The 22,872-nt window shown below is 43.7% G+C and carries 21 protein-coding genes; 2 read left to right on the top strand and 19 right to left on the bottom strand.

The annotated features are described in order from the left end of the window. Window positions 1-558 precede the first annotated feature (558 nt). The 10 genes from FFM80_RS09060 to FFM80_RS09020 all read right to left on the bottom strand — a co-directional run bounded on the left by FFM80_RS09060 (window position 559) and on the right by FFM80_RS09020 (window position 12,394). Window positions 559-2,826 carry a glycoside hydrolase family 65 protein gene (locus tag FFM80_RS09060; RefSeq protein WP_137640493.1) on the bottom strand — a complete coding sequence of 756 codons (2,268 nt, stop codon included), beginning with the start codon at window positions 2,824-2,826 and terminating at the stop codon, window positions 559-561. Between the two features lie 98 nt (window positions 2,827-2,924). Further along, on the bottom strand, window positions 2,925-4,028 hold the full coding sequence (locus FFM80_RS09055) for an ABC transporter ATP-binding protein (protein WP_137640492.1): 1,104 nt from the start codon (window positions 4,026-4,028) through the stop codon (window positions 2,925-2,927). 36 nt (window positions 4,029-4,064) lie between these two features. Further along, the gene (locus FFM80_RS09050; protein ID WP_137640491.1) at window positions 4,065-4,733 is read right to left on the bottom strand and encodes a YesL family protein; all 669 of its coding nucleotides are present in this window, start codon (window positions 4,731-4,733) and stop codon (window positions 4,065-4,067) included. 31 nt (window positions 4,734-4,764) lie between these two features. Beyond that, window positions 4,765-5,577 carry a carbohydrate ABC transporter permease gene (locus tag FFM80_RS09045; RefSeq protein ID WP_137640490.1) on the bottom strand — a complete coding sequence of 271 codons (813 nt, stop codon included), beginning with the start codon at window positions 5,575-5,577 and terminating at the stop codon, window positions 4,765-4,767. Next, entirely contained in the window at window positions 5,577-6,437 is an 861-nt protein-coding gene (locus FFM80_RS09040) for a carbohydrate ABC transporter permease (protein ID WP_137634483.1), read from the bottom strand. Before FFM80_RS09040 ends, FFM80_RS09045 begins: the two co-directional genes overlap by 1 nt. Window positions 6,438-6,488: 51 nt before the next feature. Further along, entirely contained in the window at window positions 6,489-7,787 is a 1,299-nt protein-coding gene (locus FFM80_RS09035) for an ABC transporter substrate-binding protein (protein ID WP_171001073.1), read from the bottom strand. 794 nt (window positions 7,788-8,581) lie between these two features. Beyond that, window positions 8,582-8,719 carry a hypothetical protein gene (locus tag FFM80_RS14510; protein WP_171001072.1) on the bottom strand — a complete coding sequence of 46 codons (138 nt, stop codon included), beginning with the start codon at window positions 8,717-8,719 and terminating at the stop codon, window positions 8,582-8,584. Window positions 8,720-8,735: 16 nt separating this feature from the next. Then, window positions 8,736-10,016, bottom strand: a complete 1,281-nt coding sequence (locus tag FFM80_RS09030; protein WP_137640488.1) for an alpha-amylase family glycosyl hydrolase — start codon at window positions 10,014-10,016, stop codon at window positions 8,736-8,738. A 13-nt stretch (window positions 10,017-10,029) separates the two neighbouring features. Beyond that, complete coding sequence (locus FFM80_RS09025) at window positions 10,030-11,688, bottom strand: alpha-glucosidase (RefSeq protein WP_137640487.1); 1,659 nt, start codon at window positions 11,686-11,688, stop codon at window positions 10,030-10,032. Between the two features lie 433 nt (window positions 11,689-12,121). Beyond that, the gene (locus FFM80_RS09020) at window positions 12,122-12,394 is read right to left on the bottom strand and encodes a helix-turn-helix transcriptional regulator (protein ID WP_137640486.1); all 273 of its coding nucleotides are present in this window, start codon (window positions 12,392-12,394) and stop codon (window positions 12,122-12,124) included. A 107-nt stretch (window positions 12,395-12,501) separates the two neighbouring features. On the opposite strand from FFM80_RS09020, the gene FFM80_RS09015 reads away from it, so the two are divergent. Further along, the gene (locus FFM80_RS09015; protein ID WP_137640485.1) at window positions 12,502-13,680 is read left to right on the top strand and encodes an AIPR family protein; all 1,179 of its coding nucleotides are present in this window, start codon (window positions 12,502-12,504) and stop codon (window positions 13,678-13,680) included. 229 nt (window positions 13,681-13,909) lie between these two features. Here the strand turns inward: FFM80_RS09015 and FFM80_RS09010 are convergent, their stop codons facing one another. The 9 genes from FFM80_RS09010 to FFM80_RS08975 form a co-directional block, all read right to left on the bottom strand. After that, on the bottom strand, window positions 13,910-14,866 hold the full coding sequence (locus FFM80_RS09010; protein WP_137640484.1) for a LacI family DNA-binding transcriptional regulator: 957 nt from the start codon (window positions 14,864-14,866) through the stop codon (window positions 13,910-13,912). A 27-nt stretch (window positions 14,867-14,893) separates the two neighbouring features. Beyond that, the gene (locus FFM80_RS09005) at window positions 14,894-15,901 is read right to left on the bottom strand and encodes a LacI family DNA-binding transcriptional regulator (protein WP_137640483.1); all 1,008 of its coding nucleotides are present in this window, start codon (window positions 15,899-15,901) and stop codon (window positions 14,894-14,896) included. A 195-nt stretch (window positions 15,902-16,096) separates the two neighbouring features. Next, window positions 16,097-16,459: a hypothetical protein gene (locus FFM80_RS09000; protein ID WP_137640482.1), complete on the bottom strand. Its 363-nt coding sequence runs from the start codon at window positions 16,457-16,459 to the stop codon at window positions 16,097-16,099. Window positions 16,460-16,672: 213 nt separating this feature from the next. Next, window positions 16,673-18,913: a glycoside hydrolase family 31 protein gene (locus FFM80_RS08995; protein ID WP_137640481.1), complete on the bottom strand. Its 2,241-nt coding sequence runs from the start codon at window positions 18,911-18,913 to the stop codon at window positions 16,673-16,675. A gap of 189 nt (window positions 18,914-19,102) precedes the next feature. Further along, complete coding sequence (locus tag FFM80_RS08990) at window positions 19,103-19,402, bottom strand: helix-turn-helix transcriptional regulator (RefSeq protein WP_137640480.1); 300 nt, start codon at window positions 19,400-19,402, stop codon at window positions 19,103-19,105. Beyond that, window positions 19,363-20,046 (bottom strand): FMN-binding protein, encoded by a 684-nt coding sequence (locus FFM80_RS08985; protein ID WP_137640479.1) that lies wholly within the window; start codon window positions 20,044-20,046, stop codon window positions 19,363-19,365. Before FFM80_RS08985 ends, FFM80_RS08990 begins: the two co-directional genes overlap by 40 nt. Before the next feature lie 151 nt (window positions 20,047-20,197). Further along, window positions 20,198-21,694, bottom strand: coding sequence for a DUF262 domain-containing protein (locus FFM80_RS08980; RefSeq protein ID WP_223877326.1), 1,497 nt, complete (start codon window positions 21,692-21,694; stop codon window positions 20,198-20,200). Window positions 21,695-21,703: 9 nt separating this feature from the next. Continuing rightward, complete coding sequence (locus FFM80_RS14630; RefSeq protein WP_223877325.1) at window positions 21,704-21,814, bottom strand: DUF262 domain-containing protein; 111 nt, start codon at window positions 21,812-21,814, stop codon at window positions 21,704-21,706. 125 nt (window positions 21,815-21,939) lie between these two features. Continuing rightward, on the bottom strand, window positions 21,940-22,212 hold the full coding sequence (locus FFM80_RS08975) for a hypothetical protein (RefSeq protein ID WP_137640477.1): 273 nt from the start codon (window positions 22,210-22,212) through the stop codon (window positions 21,940-21,942). Between the two features lie 215 nt (window positions 22,213-22,427). On the opposite strand from FFM80_RS08975, the gene FFM80_RS08970 reads away from it, so the two are divergent. Next, the gene (locus tag FFM80_RS08970; protein WP_137640476.1) at window positions 22,428-22,829 is read left to right on the top strand and encodes a folate family ECF transporter S component; all 402 of its coding nucleotides are present in this window, start codon (window positions 22,428-22,430) and stop codon (window positions 22,827-22,829) included. The last annotated feature ends 43 nt before the right edge of the window (window positions 22,830-22,872 follow it).

Below are 22,872 nucleotides of genomic sequence, written 5' to 3'. Positions count from 1 at the left end.
ACGCTTGGCATTCGTTAAATTGCCGCCTGCCGGTTGGTTCCTAAAATGTTGGAACATCATAGGGCAACGAGCTAGCTGAGCATTTTTGGAACCAATCTCTCGGCCAAATGACTGGACTAAAAATAATCAATCATTAATTCTTCAATACCCACTACCTAACGCCGGGCGGGCCAGCATTGGCTCAGTGGTGTCGTTTATCTTGGTCGGTGATTTTCCGACTTAGATAAAGCCCGGCTTTTGAGACCGCACTATGGCTCAAAAACGCGGCCACCACGTTCCAGCCGATGCTGGCCCGCCCAGAGTGGCAAGCTAAAACTTAACTGGGTTATTTTTTTCGAGTCGAAACGTGTTCGGGCCGACTGGGGATTCCGCTTGCTAGGCAATGCTCATCCCCAACCCGTCGGCCCGAACACTCTGCCAAAAAAAGAGAGCCACGTGACAATACATCACGCAGCCCTCAAAGGAGTAGGTTAGAATGAGTTTGACATCATTCCAGGGTTTGGGACTTGATCCCGACAAGTTTCGGACACGTCGAAATCAAGTTTAAAGTTAGCAATTTTAAGCTTTAACCGTATCATTTAAAGCAACATCCTGCCCGTTTAATTCAATGGTTAATGGATCCCCATTAACCAAGGTAACGGTTGTTTCTTGTTGATTGACTTCAACCTTTAGCAAACGCCCACGGAAGTTGACGTGGAATTGATACTGCTGCCAGGCTTTAGGTACAAATGGGGCAAATGAAATCTTATCATCACGGACTCGCATCCCAGCGAAGCCTTGCACAATCGCCAGCCATGACCCGGTCATTGACGTAATGTGTAACCCATCGACCGTATCATTGTTGTAATTATCCAAGTCTAGCCGAGCCGTCCGGGCATACATTTCAACCGCTTTGTCTTCATAGTGCAAGTCGGCAGCTAAAATCGCATGGACTGCTGGTGACAAGCTGGATTCATGGACCGTTAATGGTTCGTAAAAGTCAAAGTTGGCTTTCTTCTGGGCATGCGTGAAATCGTCCATAAAGTAGTAGATGCCTTGCAACACATCCGCTTGCTTAATATAAGGCGACCGCAAGATTTTATCCCATGACCAGTTCTGGTTAATTGGCCGTTGATCGATTGGAATCGATGAAGCCGGTTTCAAGTCTTTATCCAAATACGTATCGTTTTGGACAAAGATGCCAAGCTTGTCATCGTGTGGGAAGTACATCCGATCGATGATATCTTGCCACTTAGCTAATTCCGCTGCCGAGATATTCAACGCGGCCCGCTTCGCTGCATCCACCTTATCCAGGCTAGCTAACGTATATCGCAACGTCCAGCGCGCCATAAAGTTGGTGTACCAGTTGTTGTTAACGTTATTTTCGTATTCATTCGGGCCAGTGACCCCATGAATCATATACTGTTGCTTGCGTTCTGAGAAGTGGACCCGATCTGCCCAGAAACGGGAGATCGCCGTTAAGACATCGATGCCTTTGGTCTTCAAGTAAGTCTCATCGCCAGTATAGCGCGTATAGTTGAAGATGGCATAGGCAATCGAGCCATTCCGATGAATTTCTTCAAAGGTAATTTCCCATTCATTATGACATTCAATCCCGTTAAATGTCACCATTGGGAAGAGTGCTCCATCTAAGCCTTGCATCTGGGCGTTGTGATAGGCGCCATCTAGTTGATTATAGCGATAGGTCAATAAGTTCTCGGTCACTTTGGGTTTCGCCAATGACAAGTAGAACGGCACGCCAAAGGCTTCAGTATCCCAATAAGTTGCCCCACCGTACTTTTCACCGGTAAAGCCTTTCGGACCAAGGTTCAACCGACTGTCCTCGCCATAATAAGTCGAGAACAGCTGGAATAGGTTAAACCGAATCCCTTGTTGCGCCGCATCATCACCGCTAATCGCGACATCTGCCAATTCCCAGCGTTTCGCCCAAGCATCCGTATGCGCTTTTAACAGCTCTTCATATGATTGGACAGCTACGCGTTCACTGATTTCAGCTAAGCCCTTGCGTAACGCTGGTAATTTTTCGTAATCACGCGACGTCACCACGACGACCCGCTTTTCAAAATTTTTCGTTTCGTCAGGTTCCAAGCGTCCACGGAAGATATTAGTGACGGCTTTTTCGGTTTCAGGCGCATTGGCCCCCCGTAAGTCCGTCTGATGGATCATCTGCATACCCAGCGTGAAGCGCGGCGTTCCAAAGTCATTGGGCTTAGTCTCCGCAATCATACTGCCACCCGTAATCGCATGCTGCTTACTTAAAACTTGCCAGAACTGTTCATCATAATTCGCATCTTCATTGAACACATCGGCATCGATCTGTGAGATAAAGCCCAGTTGAACGGGTTCCTCACTTAAGTTATGCACGCTGTAATGAACGTCGAATAATTCTTTTTGAGCCACACTGACGAAGCGGTCAATCATGAATTGGACCCGCTTGTCACCTTTAGTGACGATAAATGAACGGCGTAACACCCCAGTATGCATATCTAAATCTAACGTAAACTCACTAATCTTATCTTTGGCGAGATCGACCTGGTCACCATCAATTGTCAGGTTAACTTTGATAAAGTTGACCGCATTGATAACCTTACCGAAGTAAGCCGGATAACCATTCTTCCACCAGCCGACCCGGGTCTTATCAGGATACCAGACGCCCCCGAGGTAAATGCCTTTAAGCGTGTCATTGGAGTAATGCTCCTCAAACATCCCGCGCATCCCCATATAGCCGTTACCAATACTTGTAATACTTTCTTGTAGTCGTTTATCCGTAGGGACCAGTTCATGACTGATGACGTGCCACGGATCAACTTCAAAAATTCGTTTCATTACTTGCGTCCTCCTAATTGGTCCCGATAAAAAGAGCCTGAGACATTCCTGTCACCAGACTCTTTTCAGCAGCACTAACTTAACCGCCTAACGCTTGATTATTCAATCGTCAATTCGGTATCGTCATCGAAGAAATGAGCCTTACTCATTTCAAAGGCCATCTTGACTTCTTCGCCTGGTTTATGATAATCACGAGCATTAACTTGAGCGACAAACTCAGTATCGCCAGTCCGTGAATAGAGCATTGAATCAGTTCCTAAGAATTCAGAAACTTCAACCTTCGCATTCACCACGGCATCAGACATGGCTTCTAAGGCCACTTGTTCCGTGTGAATATCTTCGGGACGTACCCCAACAATAACTTTCTTGCCGTCATAACCTTTGTCGCGCAAGACCTTCAAGCGGCCTTCTGGCACGGCCACATCGAGTCCTTTACCGTTTGAGACCCGGCCATCTTTGAGGACAGCATCGAAGAAGTTCATCGATGGTGAGCCCATAAACCCGGCCACAAACTTATTGACTGGCTTGTTGTACAAATCATCAGGCGTGCCGACTTGTTGCACTTTACCGTCATTCATAATGACGATTCGGTCCGCCATCGTCATGGCTTCAACTTGGTCATGAGTGACATAGATCATGTTGGTCTTCAAACGCTGATGCAATTGGGCGATTTGTGTCCGCATTTGCACCCGTAACTTGGCATCCAAGTTAGATAAGGGTTCATCAAGTAAGAATAACTTGGCATCCCGGACAATCGCACGGCCTAAAGCGACCCGTTGCCGTTGCCCACCAGATAAAGCGCCTGGTTTACGCTTCAAGTATTCTGTTAAGCCCAAGATTTCAGCGGCATTATCAACCCGCTTTTGAATTTCATCTTTAGGCATCTTACGAATCTTTAACCCGAAAGCCATGTTGTCGAAAACGGTCATTTGAGGATACAAGGCATAGTTTTGGAAGACCATCGCGATGTTCCGATCTTTAGGGTGGACATTGTTCATGACTTCCCCATCGATCTTCAAATCACCTTTAGTAATATCTTCAAGCCCGGCAATCATCCGTAACGTTGTGGACTTCCCACAACCAGATGGCCCAACGAAGACGATAAATTCATTATCTTTAATATTTAAGTTAAAGTCAGTTACCGAATCCGTATCGTTGCCAGGATAACGTTTATAAATGTGTTCTAGTTTTATTTCTGCCATTATGCAAACGCTCCTTCAATTTCCATATTCATTTCGTCAGCTTTGCTGTTCAGTGGCATCCTTGGTGAGTGGTCGCGGAGTAAACAACCGATAAGTTGCTAACGCCGCTAACGACATGCTGAACAACAGGATGAAGAAGATCAAGTGCAACTCAAAGTTGAGTGCAAATAAGATCACCGTCGCCACTGCTGATAGCACTAATTTCACGGGATGCGCCACCATTAAGGCTAATAAGGACTGCTTTTCAAACTGACTGTAATTCCATCCGTTCCAAACGGTTAAGAGCACTAAGCCATAGACTAACGTCGCCACATGGAGCATGACATTGCCGGTTGTTGTCCGTAACAGGATCAACCAGCCGCTAGCAAAGACCGCGCCTAACAGGTTGGGCTGCCAGTGCATTAAAGCTTGCAAGTAAGCGTGCCAAGTCACTTTGATAAAGGACCCGCTATCCGTTGTCTGCCACTCATGAACGGCATGGTACGCCGCCGTGGTTGCTGGCATCGTGAAGGCCACTAACATGATGGTGACCAAAGTCATCGTGACCGCATACGTTTGATTCAGCGGCAAGGTGAAACTTAAGATCAACATAATCAACACCGGCAGGTTAATGACAAACCAGACCAAGTTAATTGTGACCAGTGACGCCACCCAATTGCCAATCGTCATCAATTTTTGACCGAATTTCGATTGTAAATTTAACATTAGGACCCTCCTTTCGCTTACGAGCCTTTAATTACTTAACCGCACCATCGGTAACACCTTTGATAATGTAACGTTGGGCAAAGATGTAGAAGAGGATAACTGGGATAATCGACAAAGTCAATCCGGCTAAGGCTAAATGCCATTGCTTCGTGTATTCACCGAAGAAGAAGAACATCTGCAGTGGAATCGTGTATTGATTTTGCGGTAAGACCAGTGATGGTAACAGGTAGTCGTTCCAAATCGCAATGATGTTTAAGATCCCGACCGTCACCGTAATTGGTGTCAGCATTGGGAAGATAATCTTAAAGAAGATTTGGAACCGGTTGGCGCCTTCCAATTCGGCGGATTCATCCATCGCGATTGGAATACTACCCATCGTCCCTTGATACAAGAAGATCGATAAGCTGGCGTCAAAGCCTAAATACATAAACATTAAGCCCCACATGTTTAACATGTGGACGTGACCAAAGTTAGCAGTTAACGGAATCATAACCGTTTGGAAAGGAATCAGCATCGCGGAAACGAATAACATTAACAAAGCGCCACTTAACTTACTCTTATTCCGTTGCAAAGCGTAAGCGGCCATCGATGAGAAGAACACGATGATCAATACGGAAATCACGGTAATTAAGAGTGAGTGACCTAATGAATTCATGAAATCCAACGCTTTAAAGGAGTTGCCGTAGTTCGCGGTCGTCCCATTAGATGGGAGACTAAGGACTGAAGCGAAGATCCCTTTGGGCGTCTTGAAGGAGTTCGTTAAAATCATGTAAAACGGGAAGATCCAGATAATGCCTAAAATGAGACCGAAGATTCCCAGAAAGAACCGACTCGTCTTTTTCATTACAGATCCACCTCCCGCTTACGATTATAGTAAACTTGCAATAATGAGATTGCCGCCACAATCAGGAAGAAGATCAAGGCTTTAGCTTCCGCTAAGGCAAAGTTATTTTCCGAATAAGCGGTATTAACAATGTTCATCGCTAACATTTCGGTTGATTTATAAGGACCACCATTCGTCAAGGACAAGTTTTGGTCATAAATCTTGAACCCGTTAGAAAGCGTTAAGAACATGCAGACCGTGAAGGCTGGTGCAATCATTGGGAACGTAATATGAACGAACCGTTGCCACGGTGAGGCGCCATCCATTTCAGCAGCTTCAATAACTTCACTCGGAATATTTTGTAAGTAGGCAATGTAGATAATCATGATATACCCACTCATTTGCCAGACCGTCACGATGACTAAGCCCCAAAAACCAGTCTTGCCATCGGTCAGCCAGCCGGTCAGCCAAGCCATATGGAAGGCCTTGCCTAACGCGTCAAAAGCTTCGGTGAAGATAAATTGCCAAATGAATCCTAAAATCAACCCACCAATTAGGTTTGGCATAAAGAACACGGTTCGTAAGAGATTACTACCCTTGAATTTCTGGGTAACTAGTAATGCCAATCCTAAACCGATCACGTTGAGTAAGATTACGGTTACAATTACAAACTTGACGGTAAACCATAAAGCGGCTAAAAAGCCGCTATTATGGAAGAGCGTGATGTAATTTTTGAAACCGAGCATCTCAGTATAGCCAAGGCCGTCCCAGTTAGTGAATGAGTAAAAGATCCCCATGATGGCTGGAATAAAGACGACCAGTGCTAACGCAACGAGGGTTGGCGTCAGAAAGAGCCAGAACGATAAGCTTCGATTCTTCATAAATAAATCCCCTCTATCTGAAATACTTTTTCAATGAGTTAACAGCTCACGCTAGTTGGACGCTTGTTGTTCATTCCAACCCTTAATTGAGTTCTTAACTGTAGTGTCCCAATTTTGCTTACCTGAGAGATACTTTTGTAAGTTTGGTTGGAACGTGTTTGGATCCCATGAAGTCCCGGTGTAAGCAGGGAAAGCCCAGCCGATCGTCTTGTGTTGTTGTGAGTACTTGAAGACCACTTGAGTCAAGGCATCTGGCATCTTCATACCGGTGTAACCTTTGTAAGCAGGTACAAAGTGTAACTTGTTAACAACGAGCTTCTTACCTTGTTTCGAAGTGTATAACCAGTCTAAGAAGTTCTTAGCAGCGGTTTGTTCTGCTTGTGACTTGTTCTTGTTAACACCCCAGTAGAGTGACGTCCCAACAGGCATCTTGTTTTCATAACCCTTAACAGGAATTGGAATCATACCAACATCATTTTGAGCAAACTTCTTATCGATTTGTTCAACGGTTGGATAGATCCAGTCACCTTGTTGAATCATGGCAACTTTACCTTGTGAGAAGTTTTGGTTAACTTGAGCGGAGTAATCCAATTGCATAACTGGGCCAACGGAGTACTTCTTTTGTAAGTCGATCATGGACTTCATTTCTTTGTTAGCAGTGAACTTCATGCTCTTTGACTTGTACATCTTTTGCGCATTGCCGCCAAATTCTTGGCCAACGTATAAGTTAGCTAAATGGTCAGACAAGATCCAAGTTTCCTTACCAGGTAAGGCGAAGACACCCTTGATGCCTAACTTCGACTTTTGTGAATCAATCTTCTTAACCGCAGCTGTTAACTTCGACATAGTGGTTAAGCTAGTTGGGTTAATCCCAGCCTTCTTGAAGATGGTCTTGTTATAAACAAAGCCGTAACCTTCAACGTTAAATGGTAATCCAACAGTCTTACCATTGGACTTAACCGCATCCAAAGTCCCTGGTTGTGCGGCTTTGGCAGCTTTGGTGTTGGACAAATCGGCTTCTTGAGAAGCAAATTGTTTAACATCGGCTGGACCAGCCAAACTGAAGATTGTTGGGGCATTCCCAGAAGAAATCCGGGTCTTTAAGACAGGACTGTAATCCGTACCGCCACCAACTGATGAAACTGAAATTGTTACATTTGGATGTAACTTATGATATGTTGCCGCAATTTGTTTGAATTGCTTGTTCGATTCAACCTTCCCTTGGAAGATCGTAATCTTAACTTTCTTGTCAGACGAACTTGAAGAATTGCTTTTACCACATCCGACCAATGTTAATGCCATTGCGCCGGCTAAAACAGAAACGCCTAACTTTTTCCATCCCTTTGTCATGATGTTACCCCCTACTTAATTTTATTAAGATATATAACCTTTATGACACTTTCAATTATGCCAATCTGAAAGCGGTTTCGCAACCCTTTTCACAATGTTACCGATAACAAGATTTATGACCTTTTTATAAACGCTGTTATATCAAGGTCGGTAAGGGCTTAAACTGAATGCAATCGGTTGCAGAAATTCATGGTTCTATCATATTTTCATCAAATAAAAAGCCTAAAGTGTCGGCCTATACCAGTTGTATTGTGTAGGCTTTCACTTTAGGTTTTGGGGTTTAAATCCTGAACTTTTGAACTTGAGCGCTGATTGCTCACCTGCGCTGACCAGGACGTTCGCGGTGGGGCAACCCTGCCAGCCACAGCCCGGTCTGCCAGGCGCTGGTCAGCCGTAACCCACGTCTAACCAGTCGGCCCAGTCACTAAGGTCGGCAACCCACCGACCTAACTGACTCGACACGGCGAACATCCTGGTCGACTCCGGCTATGATTGGCGATGACTTGCAGCTTTAATAAAACGCTAAGCCCTAAACCATAACTATTAGCTTGATACTATCCACCATCGATACTTGCGTAATCGACTGTAATCATATTAAGTCATCATAGTTGGTAAATTAACTGTCCTAATGATGAGCTAGTCTTGTCAAATCACAGACAAGCATTCCGCTTGGTGCTATTTGAAATTGCCGACTGCCAACTAAATGACTGAACTGAAAATCACTAATTATTAGTTTTTTAGCCCCGTTAGTTAACGTCGGGCGGGCCAGAATTGGCTCAGTGGTGTCGTTTATCTTAGTCGGTGATTTTCCGACTTAGATAACCCCCGGCTTGTAGAAAGACCGCACTTGGCTTCCAAACGCGGCCACCACGTTCCAGCCGATTCTGGGCCAACCAGAGTGGCTTTTTAATCCAACTAGTACCAATCAGCATTAATCACCTCACTGATCTACTGCACAAAAATCAAGGGTTCGTTATCAAGGCTGACTTGATGGTCCGCAACATCGATAACTTGGCCGGTCAATTGGTTGCGATACTGACCATCTGCTAATTCACAACTGATCGTGCCACTGAACGGCCGTAGTGCAAAGTAGCCTAACGCCACTTTACCTGCCGCTTGATAGCGAATTGCCATCACTTGGTCATTGACTGGTTGGACGCTATAGGCCCCACTGACGAAGAGTTGGTTATGCTTCACCGACGTGATCCGTTGAATTGTCGCCGTCAAGTCAATCGGCCCTTGTAACGCAACTGGATCGGCATCAAACAGACTTGGTAAATGGTCTGCACCAAATTCTTCACCCGCATAGATCAGCCCACTGCCCTTTTCGAATAAGTTAAAAGCTAACCAGTTGCGTAATAATTGCGGATCACGTAAATAACTAGCAGCGCGCGGAACATCATGATTTTCAAGGAATCGCATCTTGACGTAATTCTTTGGAAAGGTCACATCTTGCTTCATTAAGATACGAGCAAATTCGCCCAAGCTGCGTTCGCCCATCGCCGTGGCATGTAAATCATCCAAGACATCATAGTCGTAGACCATATCAAAGGCTTGGTAAAGTTCGCTATCGGATAAATCTTCAAAGCCGCCATCGCGAACTTGTTTTAAGAACCCAGAGTCATTGCTTTCAGCCAGCCACACCAACCCCGGCTTATAATCGGCCAAAGCTTGCCGCGCCGCTAACCAGAAGTCTAACGGCACTAGCGGAGCCACGTCACAACGGAAACCATCCACATAGGTCGCCCACTGTTTGAGGGTCTCAATCTGATAGGCCCACAAGTCATGATTACTGTAATCCAAATCAATAATATCTGACCAATCGGCCACCCGATTGCCAAAGCTCCCATCAGCCTTACGGAAGAACCATTCAGGATGGACCTGACGCAACTTTGAATCTGGCGAGGTGTGATTATACACAATATCAATCATCACTCGCATCCCTTGAGCATGGATGGCCTTGGTCAAATTAATAAAGTCGGCCATCGACCCTAATTCGGGATTAATCGCCCGATAGTCTTTGATAGCATAAGGTGACCCCAAAGTACCTTTGCGATTCATCGCCCCGATGGGATACATCGGCATTAGCCAAATCATATCGGTTCCTAACGCCTTGATCCGCGGCAAGTCAGCTTGGACCGCCTTGAATGTGCCAGTCGGGCCATAATTACGAGTAAAGACTGAATAAATTAATTGTTGACGTAAATTCGTATCTGTATCACGTGCCATTGCGAAATTCCTCCTAATTCTGAGTCACGGTTAAGGTCCACGGTTGGTAAGTCGTCTGCTGGCCACTGTGGCTCACACTGCCTTCCAGCAACTGTACTTCCGTCGTCGTATCGGTCATCACTGTGACGGGTTGATTACTTAGGTTGCAAGTGACGGTCGCCGCTGTTTGGTCAAGTTGCCGAGTAAACCGAAAAATACCCGCTGGGGTGGCTTGAATGATTTCATTACCTTGTGTGAATAGTGCTGTTTGCTTTAACCGCAATAAACGCTGATAAAAATGTAATAGGCTCTGAGAATCAGCCTGTTCACTGGCCACATCGGCTATTTTAGTCGTGCCATGTAACCATGGCGTGGCCGGTGAAAAGCCAGTATTCGGTTGCTTAGCATCCCATTGCATCGGTCCGCGCGCTGCCATCTTATGCGTTTGATTCAACATCGCTAAGGCTTCGGCAGACGAATAACCGACTGCTAAGGCCCGATCATAGAATGGCTGCACAGTCCAATCATTAAAGGACGTTAGATCACTAAACTGTAAGTTCTCTAAGCCCAATTCTTCACCATAATAAATAATCGGAATACCCCGTTGCAAATACAACATCGTCGCTAAGCATTTCAAGCTGCGCTGGTGATATTGCGGGCTGGCGTACCGCGTCGCAACCCGGGCCATATCATGGTTACTCCAATACAGAACGGGGAGGCTCACACCGGCCAACTTAGTTTGAATCGTGGTCAACTGCCGCTTCATGCCTTCAACATCTAAGCCTTTAGGTTGAAATTCAGCGGGAAGCTGCGGGTCTAACTGGTCTTCACGATCAACCAAGGACCGGAAAGTGATGACCGCATTACACTGATTATTTTCCGGTCGACTATAATCAATCAGTAATTCTGGACTCGCCGATGCCGCCTCACCAAGAATAAAGATATCTGGTTTGAGTTCCCGCAAGGCACCACAAAACTTACTAAGATAAGGTTGCACATGCGGTAAGTGTGCATAAAATTCTTCAGCAATCGTCGGTTCAGTTGACTGATTAGGGACATTTTGATGGAAATCGGCTTTATCAATGTGAATAAAGGCATCTAATCGCAGCCCATCAATCCCTTTGTCGACCCAAAACTTAGCAATCTCGAGCATCGAATGACGAACCTCTGGATTTTTCCAATTCAAATCCGGCATATGTCGATCAAATAAATGGAAGTAATATTGATCAGTCGCACCGGGATCAGGTTCCCAGACACTACCGCCAAAAAACGAGCCCCAATTGTTCGGTAACTGCTTGGCCGGGGCATCCGCCCATAAATAATAATCCCGATAAAGACCCTGCGGATGCGCCACTGCATCTTGGAACCACGGATGTTGGTCCGACGTATGGTTCATAACAAAGTCTAATAATAAGAACATGCCATTCGCGTGTAACGCGGCAATCAAGGCCTCAACATCGGCCATCGTCCCGAGCGACTGGTCAATGGCATAGTAATTCGACACATCGTAACCATTATCAACTTGCGGTGACACATAGATGGGATTCAGCCAAATCGTCGTGACACCGAGCTGCTTTAGATACGGAATCCGCTGAATAACACCACGGAGATCCCCAATACCATCCTGATTGGTATCTTGAAAACTTTTCGGATAAATCTGATAAATCACTTGTTGGTCATACCACTTCAACATACCAACACCCCCTAGCCACTTTATAAAGCGGTTTCATTAATAACTTTAGATTACTGATTATTTTAGCGGGAAACAAGGGGGGATATGGTGTTAACGGTAACAGGTTTAAGCCGGTGTTAGTTGGCATTGTTATTATTTTGTCAACTTACCCGGTTGATTCCTACAATGCGGAACGTCAGGAGCCATTTTGAGGCGCCAAGTCCGGTCATTAACGGCGGGCGGATCAAAATTGGCTCAGCTAAATCAAAAATCAGCTTATGAAACCAAGCTGTGGCTAATAAACGCGGCCGCCACGTTCCATCTGATGCTGAGCTAACTAGAATGGCTAGTCCAGCCACAACTACTTTCCAAAATTACCAACAAAAAACGGCTCCCGAAATAACAAATAAGTATCAAGTTATCATCTAAAGGTTGGAAGTTAATCAATACTGCATTATTGATTTCTATATTCATCAATAGCTGCAACAACAATATAGTCAAAAAGCATGCTGAGTGTAATATTTTTATCACGAAACATGGTTTCCATCTTAATCAACAGGTTTATAGTTAAAGTATTACGTCCATTCTCACAATTCCATACAGTTTTATAATCTACATTCATTGAATCTGCCAATGCTTGAGTAGTAATTCCATTCTCTTGTAACAGACACGACAAATTATTTCCAATTAAACGATCTAACGTACTAGGTATCTTTTTTTGAGTCACCTACATCATCTTCCTCTAAAACTTATGGTCTATGGACCATATGAATATTTATATATTGGAAGTATATTATACCCATGCACTAAATACATTTTCAATAGGAGCAACTTATGAAAGAATTACAGTTTAATATTCCAGCCGCTAGTATTGTCCGCATCAAAAGTCCTTATGTTGGTTCAAACAATTATATCTGGCATGCCTATGTAAATGTTATGAATATGCCTGATAACATTCCTACAGAAGTTAATCCACGTAAAACAAATATGAACACTAAAGTTGCCACTACGATGGAAAATGGATTACTTAAGAACGATCAGGCATTTTATAAAAAAAATCGTGGCATCCTACTCTCGGCCAAGACAGTCACCGATAATATGGGAGCACTACAGATTGATATGGGACAAGACACTGACGAAGACTTAAGTAAGTACGGAATTTTAGATGGTGGACACACCTATCGTGCTATTTTAGACAAACGTTCAAGTCTTGATCCAGAAAACATACAATTTGTTCATCTTGAAATCATGACTGAAATTGATGACATTGATGGGATGGCCTCGGCACGTAATAGTAGCATTCAAGTTAATGATAAGGCCATAGCCGAACTAGCTCACAAATTCGAATTCGTAAAAAATGCCATTGCAAATGAACCTTTTAAAGACAACATTGCATACAAACAAAACGAATCAGACAAAGATATCGATGCAGTCGATCTTATTCGCCTAATGTTTGCAATGAATTTCAAAAAATATGGAGAAGATTCGCTTAAACAGCCAATCCAAGCATACAGTGGCAAAGCCCAAGTACTGAAAGATTATTTAAATGAATTTGACAAGGCTCAAAAAGCCCAACATCCAAACAATCCTTACGAAAAATTGGCTCTACTATTGCCCGACATCGCTAAATTATATGACAGAATCGAGATGGATATGCCGAAAGTTTACCGAGAAAGCACCGCTGGTGGACAATTTGGTCGGATTAAGGGGGTTGATACAAAAGGTGGCTTTACTAAATATAGCCATGAAAAGTTGGACTATCAAATTTCCACTGGACTTATTTTCCCAATTTTAGGCGGCTTTAGAGCACTAATTACCGAGGATGGTGAGTGGTCGGTTGATCCCCTCAAAGTTTGGAAAAACGTATCCCCAAAAATGGTTTCCAACACAATCTCTATGTCAAGACAATTAGGAAACAATCCCCAAAGTGCAGGTAAAAGTATTACATTATGGGCCCAAAATTATGACACTGTTGAGACGGCCAAAATCAAATTAACTTACACGCGCAAATAGTGCTGCCAAACCTAATTCACTAACATTCAAAATTCAATCCTCGTAACTGTTAGTAACAGGCTTTACCCAAAACAATATTGCACTAAAAACACAGGATCTAAATACAATCAATATTTTAGACTAATTATATTGCAAATCTAAATACCCTAATATATTCTTTTAGATCTCACTAAATAGGTCACATGTCTATGTACAAAAGGCGTGTGGCCTATTTTGATGCTTTCAGCTTTTAATTATCGTTGCGCGTAGACCCAGCAATCGATAAGGTCGGCGCTAATTGTTCAATGCCTTGGGGCTGCCCGTCTTTGGCAATCTTAGCCAATAACATTCGAGCACATTGAACACCCAATTCAAAAATAGGCTGCTGAACCGTCGTCAACTTTGGCGTCGCGACTTGGTTCAAAAAGACCCCATCAAAACCAATAACGCCAAAATCATTAGGAATATCAGCATTAAACAAATTCAATGCTTTTTCAACGCCAAACGCCAAGCGGTCACTGGCACAGACAAAACACGTATTCGGCTTTAATTGTGACCACTGGCTCTGAATATATTCCATCGCCAAATGGCTGTGGTTACTGAACCGTTTAATCTCCGTTGGTAGCTGGTGTTTTTGCATCGTCATCATATAACCCGCTTCACGCGAATATTCAAATGGTTCCTTTACGTTAATCCCGATAAAAATCACCTGCTGATAGCCTTGCTTTAACGCGTATTCCGTCGCCATCTTGGTACCCAGCGTATTGTCAGTATCACAATAGTCAAACTCCAGCCGATTTTCACCGAATAAGACAACTGGCCGTTCCAATCGTTGCAGCCATTCATAATCCGAGTGTCGCATACCAGTCACGATATAGCCATCGCAGCCACCAATATCGAAATGATGCTCCGTCACCAGTTGCAGTGCGTATTGTTCTTTCCCCAGCTCTTTGGAAATCCCGGTTAACAGGTTCATGTAATACGGTTCCGTTGTATCCATGTCTTCCAAGATGAATAATTTTATAATCTGGGTCCGGTTATTGACTAAGGCCTTGGCCGCGACATTGGGGCGATAATCAAGTTCCCGCATCGCGTTAAAGACGCTGGTCTTCAATTCATCACGGACTTGTTCGGGATGATTAATCACCCGCGAAACCGTCATTTTTGAGACATTGGCTTTCTTGGCCACATCTGATAAAGTCGTCACCCTGCCACCCCCTTCAACACTTTTATTTTACACCGTTGCGACTGAATGCCGTTCAATAATTTGGTGCGGGACGATTAATTTTGTCGATAGATTTTCACTCATTTGTAGACTGACCGCAATCTTGGCGGCTTCATTACCTAAGCGCCGCGGAAAGACTTCAACGGACGTTAATGCTGGATGGGCCGCTTCTGAATAAACTGAATTATTAAACCCAATAATTGAGACTTGTCGGTCCGTCACCATTTTCGCTGACCGTAAGACTTGCTGAATCCGCAGTCCCAACATATCATCGACCGTTTCAAAGGCCGTAATCTCTGGATGTTGCGTCAAATACTGGATAACCAATTGCCGGCCGCCCGGATATTCTTGTGCGGGCAGTTCGAACGAGTTAATTAACAAGCCATTTTCCATCATAACCCGTTGATAACCTAGCATCCGGTCATTTTGGACCATTTTTTTCAAATCATTATACACAAAACAGATATTTTTATGCCCATGGTCAACTAAGAATTGGGCCGCGTCTGAACCTGCCAAGATATTGTCATTATCTACGTATGGTGTCTCGTTGACTAACTGATAAGGCTTGCCAATCATGACATACTGCGCATCTAATTGGCGCAACTTCAACAAAATCGGGTCATTTTGTTCAGAATACAACACGATAAAACGCCGAATCATCCCCTGCGTCACCATAATATCAATACTATGTAACAATTCGGCTTGTGACGACCCCGTGGCTAGATTCACCATCGCCTGCGCATGATAGCACGCTTCACTAATCCCACGCAGGACTTTTAAGAAAAATGGATTCGTAAAAATTTCGTGATGGTCGACCGGCAGAATCACGCCAATCGCATTGCTGCGTTTATTCGCTAGACTTTGTGCATTGAAATCCGGGGCATAGTGCAACGTTTGCATGGCTTTACGCACCCGGGCTTTCGTCTTCTCACTAATCGCCGGATTATCATGCATCGCCCGTGACGCGGTGGATGGTGAGACCTTAGCTAATTTCGCTACATCTTTAATTGTCGCCATAAAATCTCCTCCAATATAACGCTTTCATAAGCCCATTGTAACGGTTTCGTAGTCCTAGTGCAATCGGTTGCAAAATATTGCATACAAAAAGAACCGCCAATGACACGACGATTCTTGACCGATTTTATCTACATCATTAAAACCAACTAGTTTTTACTATCTAGCATCACTTTTAAATAGCTTTTGCACTTACTATTATTGTTCTAACAACGTTTTCTTCGCCAGTTCCGTCAAAGTCTTCTTGTAAATTCTCTTTGGAACCTTATCATACTTTGATTTAAGAACCTTTTCTAACAACTTACAGATGTAAGCCCATGTATCTATTCCCTGCTGATCCTTACTCATAAACTTTTCATTTCGGGTTGTTCTAGCTACTTTCAAAAAAGCCGTTAATTCCAACCGATTAAAGTAACGTAAATCATTAAATCTGTATAATTTTAATTCATCTGGATTAAGTGAATACTCGACTCCTCTCACTTTAGTGCTTGTTTCAGAATCAAAAAAATGACAGTAGGTGCAAAACATAGTGTAGTGGCCGTCAACAATTGCATTTATCATAGTTCGCCCACAAATTTCACATACCGACACAATAAGCCATCACTTTCTTTCTCAAAAATTATACAACCGCATCAGCACAAAAGCTTTTGGTGCTCGGCATCCATCTTAAAGTGATTACACTTGTTATTACCACGACTCATAATCGCAATCTTCTACTTACTAGTGCTCACCACTAGTTCCACAAAAAATAATATTATAACACTCTCTAACAGGCTAACGCCCAATTAATTCTGAAATCATACCCTTGATGCTTTCCGTATCGAGGGTACTTAAATAACTCAAGACCCGAGCCGGATCTTCGGCCTCACTATAGGCTTGCCAGATCGACCATTTGGCTTCAAAATCCAGCTTAGCAAACTGTAAACGTTGCTTGATTAACTCTGTGACTAGCGAATGTTGGTCAACCGCTTTAAAGTCTTGATAGGTCCAAGCCGTCGCTGTCTGATGATCTTTTTTCGCCACAGCCCCAACCAGCACGATTTGATACTCCCGGTCAGCAGGTAACAGGTGGTGCGGATCATCAGTTGTGACCGTTAATTTGTGTTGCAACTCATCCCAAGTCATCTCAGTAATCGCCACTTGTTCGCCTTGATGTTCCACCAATTGATAGTGGCCATCTGCACCCGGATAAACTTTTAAAACCAGCTTAGTCGGTAAGGTCGTTAGTGGCGTCATAAAGTTCGGATTCATCGGAATAATACTGCCCGCTTTAACAAAGACGGGATAAGTTGCCTTTTCCCGATAAGCCCGGAAATACCGGTCACCCTGGTAACGCAAGCCGGTAAAGAAATCATACCAGCCACCTTTTGGTAACCAGACATCCGTGCTGGCAAGATTGGTTGCCGGATCGGCTGGCGATGTAATCGGTGCGACCACCATCGCTGGCCCAAATTGGAATTCATTAGGCACCTCATAGGCCAATCGCGTCTCTGGATGCCCATAATACATCGGTTGCACCAATGGGAGGCCCGCCGTATGAGTCTGGTAGTTGGCGCTATCCAGATAAGGCACTAACTGGCTACGTAATTGTAGAAAATCAATCATGACCGGCGCAATCGTCTGGTCATAGTTCCACGGTTCCTTGCCCATAAAGATATTATTCGAACTATGCAGTCGTAAGATGGGACTAAAGACCCCTAGTTGCAGCCATCGTAACGATAACTCGCCATCATACGTGCCCCGCATGTGGCCACCGATATCATGACTCCACCAGGTATAGCCAATATTGCTGGCCGTCGCGGTGAAATACGGCTGGAACCGTAACGAGGCCCACGAAGCCACGGTATCACCGGAAAAGCCAATGGGATAGCGGTGACTGCCTGGACCAGCGTAGCGTGACAAAATCAAGCCTTCGCCCGGATGACGGCGGGCATTATCCGTATAGTGATCAATGTTGAGTAACCATAAAGGATCAATTTTTTTAGCGCCACGTGCACCACCTTGTTGCCAATCAACCCACCAAAAATCTACACCTTGTTGTTCTAGGGGATGATGAACTAGTTTAAAGTAAACCGATTTGAATTGCGGATCTTGGAGATTGAACAAAGCTGGTTGCTCTTTTTTCGAATCTAAGTGTAATTGCGCCGCTACGGCCGGATAACAAGCTTCACTTGGCCGAATACCAGACGCTGGATGCACATTCAACGTCACTTTACGCCCCTGCGCATGGAGTTGCTGCATCATTTTAGCCGGATCTGGGAAATAATCTCGATTCCACGTGTAACCCGTCCAGCCACTACCATATCTAACCGGAATTTTCGTCGTATGCCAATTCATATCAAAGACCGTCACCGCAATCGGTACTTGCTGCCGGTCAAAAGTCTGCATCAGCTTTAAATATTCACTTTGGGTGTAAGGATAGAAGCGACTCCACCAGTTGCCTAACGCATAACGCGGCACTAACGGTGGGAAGCCCGTCAGTTGATAATACACCTTGAGTGTCTGCCGATAATCGCGACCATAGGCAAAATAATAAAGATCCGTTTCTGAATCAGTCCGGGCTGTCACTTGGTCGCCGTCTAAAATAAATGACTGGGAATCATCCAAAACACTGAAACCATCCTTTGACATTAAGCCATCTGCTAAGGGAATCGCCCCGTCTGCTCGGTCTAATGTGCGCGCGGTTCCTTTTAAGTTCTGTTCATTAGCTTCACCAAAATGCCAACGACTATAATGCACACCATAATTGGACGCTGCATCAATAAACAAACTCCCCGCATCAAATGGCCCACCATCGTAGTAAAGGTGCAAGCCTGTCGTTATAATTTCTACCACATGACCCTGTTCATTTTGACGCACCTGAAACGTTGGCGCTGGAAAATCTCGATGCTGGACCATTTGCGTTAATCGGTCTTCAAACTGACCGCTTGCCGAGTATTCCATCCGAATGAGTTGCGGTGTTAAGACCGTAAACCGAACGTGAGCACCTTGTACCATCTTGTCTGTCACTTGCATCTTATTTGACCCCTCCAACGACTTTTTTATGTATGTCCCGGATATACCGAGATTGGGTAATATGTTCAGTGTAATGTAAAACGGTTACATTTTAAAGTGGTGATTTTCAAAAGGGTGGCTCAACTACAGTTATGAGTATCAAAAGAAACCACTAAATTTTAACTTTAGTGATTTCTTTCAGTCATACTTTTATTCAGTTAATACTGCCTGTCGTCGTTGTGCGGGCGACTCACCGTAACGTTCTTTAAACTTTTTGTAGAAAAATGACTTTGATGAATAACCGATGTACATCACAATCTCATCGATTGAAATATGGGGATTAGCTAGTAACGTCATTGCTGCTTCCATCCGCCGACTATCAACCAGTTGGATAAAGCTTTGACCAGTAACCGACTTTAACCGGTTAGACAAATAATTAGGATTGTAGTGAAACGCTTGTGCCATTGTTTTTAAAGTACAGACATCATAGTCCTGATCAATATACTGCAACAGATCCGCCGAACCAAAACGCCGTTCATATAACCTTGTGACGCATCCAGATATTTATCATATAACCACTTTTTCGAAACTGTTTTATGTTGGGCCTTTTGTTGGGCACTATCGGCGGCAAACATCCCGCCAGCCAATGTGCCAGCACCCATTGGAGAAGCTGTCTTTTCCATTAAAACAACATTAACCCCTTGTTGCCGAGCTGCGAGTGCTGCCGCGGTCCCGGCCGCACCAGCACCAACAACAGCAACATCGGTGTGCGTTGATTTAGGTTTGGCTGCTTTATTCAGTTGGGCATCGGTAGCGCCTGCTTTCTTCAACGCTTTTTTAGCCCCGTCGATAATCCCATTAGACGAGTGTGTTGCCCCAGAGACAACATCAACTTTAGTCGTTTGATCAGCGACAATTTCTTTGGTAATCTTCTTGGTTGCTTCAGCTGATAAGACCTGATTGTCATGAATACTAAGCACTTTGACTTGTTTAATCTTATTCTTATCGACTGTAACTTGAACCTTAACTGGACCATCCTTACCTTGCCCAGTCCCCGTATAAGTTCCCGCTTTATAAAGACCATTACTACAACCTGCAACCCCTAGTAACAGCGCTGCTAAAGCTAATCCTGTTAACCCTTTTTTGAATCGCATCTTAATCCCCTCCAAGAGATATTGTTCTTAAGTAAACGTTACCAAACTGGGGTAACCCTTGATAAGACTAATATCACAGGTATCGATTCCGCTTTTCACAGGTTAGAAAAAAGCTACCCTCAATTTGAATTGAAAGTAGCTACTTTTGAATTTACCGCCAAAAACTAGCTGCCGGACTTAAAGCTGCTAATTGCCGTTCAGTCACAAAATCATCATCGATAATCTTCACCTCAGCTAACTTACGGGTACCCGCAAACTTGGACTCAGCCAGAACCGTTTCAATCGGCTGATTCTGTTTTCTAATACGGACATTTTCTTCCTTTGTAATTAAAACCTTATTACCAATTTGATTAGCATTTTCAATGTTGCCATTCAATATCAGCACCTTAACGGCATTAATATCAATCTTAGCCTGTTCATCTTGATAGTACGTTTCGAAGAGCAAATGCTTCGCTACCTTCTCTGTCTTCACTTGGAAATGTACCCAGCTTTCCTTAAACTGGTCAACGGATATCATATCTTCAGCAATCGCGTCATTGATCGCTTTAACGGAAGTTAACCGATGATCATTCACCTGCTCAGCAATCGTCGAAAACGTCTTTTCATACTTATTGGCCACTAGACCACCAACGGTAAAGTTATAGACAATAAAGCTGTAAATTTTTTGTAGCACTGGTAACAACTCTGCCTCGGAATACTTATTTTTCACCATGGCTAAGACTAAAGGATAGAACGTCTTACCACCCATATCTTTTAAAACCATCAGCATATCAACAACTTTAGTATCGCTAAAATACGCATTATTTTTTGGGCTAGTCATGGCCACAAACACATCCGCCAATCCGGCTAATTCTTCAGTAAATTGAACAGCCTCACTGCTAGTCGTAATATGATTATGAATCGCTTTGTACAGTGACTTTTCAGTCGCAAATTTACGAGTTGCATTCCAATAAGCCCGAATAAAACGGGTTGTTGCCCCCGAATCATTATTCAGTGCATCCATCATCTGGTTCCAAGTTTCTTGTACCAGTTCTAGTTCATGTTGCGCTGTTCTGAAAATATGATTTTTCAATAAATCACTAGCATTTAGATCCCGTCCACGCGCATTTAATGTTTCAAAAATCACAAAAGCCGCTGCTTCATCCGGAGTGACAATCGTAATCACAAAGAAACTTTGTGTTAGGTGCCGATAAAGCATCTTCAAGTAATTCAAACGTTCATTACTCGTTGTATATTTATGCAGTGCATTTGTCACGTTTTTCTGCAATAACGTAAATGTCTGATTAATATTCTTCAATGATTGCTTATTCGTTTTAGGCGCCTTACTAAAGGCATTCGGCGTTTGCACATACGTATCAAAGTAATCTCGTACCGAGTCGCTTTGCTCTAAATGAAACTTCCCACGTTTGCCAAGAATATCATCCTGCAAATCGTTCGCACGAATCAATGCTTCTGAACCATTTTGATCATCACTAGCTGCCAGCGCCAGCAAAGCATCACGAATCACGGCTAAAAAAATAACCGTCGTCGTTAGCCGCTGTTGACCATCGATAATGTATTGCTTACCCTCACTATTGTTCATCACAATCTGACCAAAGAAGTGATCAGACTGATCATCATCCATCACTTCCATTAAGTCATTCCACAAATCATCAACCTAATCCGCACCCCATGCGTAGCCACGTTGGTAGATTGGAATCGCCATATTGGTGACTTCTTTGAAAAGTGCCTCTAAACTGTACTGCGTAAAAGATAGATTGCCTGCCATGAGAATCCTCCAAGTTTTTTAGGTTTTCTATTAGTTAGTTACGCAAGGTCGGTTGGTTTCCACGTTAAAAGTTATGATTTAATTCATACCGGAATAAAGAACACTACAGCCACCATCTAGCTTATCTAAATCAACCCACTCTCCTCTAACAATTCTTCATAATCTGCCTCAATTCTAGCCAACAATTCCTCGTCCCACCGCTGGTAATCTTGAAACCAAGAATGCGTTTCTAACCGATACGAGTCCGTCACGGCATTAAACCTGACTTCGAGCCAAAAATCTGCATTCAAATTTTCAGCCATGGTCATTGTCAACGCAATCGCTTTTTGAACGGTAATTTGATGATTGGGTAATCGAGTTGCCATAAATTCTAAATAATTCACAAGTGTCGCTGTCATTCACTAAAACGCCCCATCTTAAAATATTTTATTTTTAATGCGATCTGCTCCTAACATGAGTGCCTACAGATCAAAACCATTTTCACTTGTGATTTTTGATCAATTAGCTAGTATAAAAATAATTATTCATGATTCAACCCTCACCTACCACCGCTAGCTTTCACCACAGACAACCGCTATAATACGATCAAAATCACTGAGGGGGCTTCACACTAATGACCACTAGTACACCTGTAAAATCACTCACGACGCTTGGCGTTTTAACGGCCATGCAAATTATTCTCGGTAGTCTGCTATCGATTCAATTCTTAACCACCAAAATTGCCTTTGCATTTATCGTTGTCGCCATTACCGCCCGACTCTTTTCACCACTCGTTACAGCTGGCAGTACTGCTTTAGCATACTTCTTAGGGATGCTACTGTTTCCCAAATTCACATTCTTCCCAGGCTTTATTCTGACAGCTTTTTTAACCGGTCTCGTATTCGGCTATGCATTTCAACATCAGACTTCATTTATCCGTATCTTAATCGCTAACTTCATTGTGACGTTTATTTTGAATCTTTTCTTGAACAGTCTTTGGTTCCCAAATTGTCAAATCAAGTGCAACACTCAGTAAAGTAGTCCAGCCATGGAGTTATGCTTTAGCGCAGTTTCAGTTG

The sequence above is a fragment of the Lactiplantibacillus dongliensis genome (assembly GCF_005405105.1).
In the GTDB taxonomy this organism is placed as follows: Bacteria; Bacillota; Bacilli; order Lactobacillales; family Lactobacillaceae; genus Lactiplantibacillus; species Lactiplantibacillus dongliensis.
The sequence above is the reverse complement of the archived record's forward strand: the minus strand, read 5'-3'. Positions and strand labels throughout refer to the sequence as shown.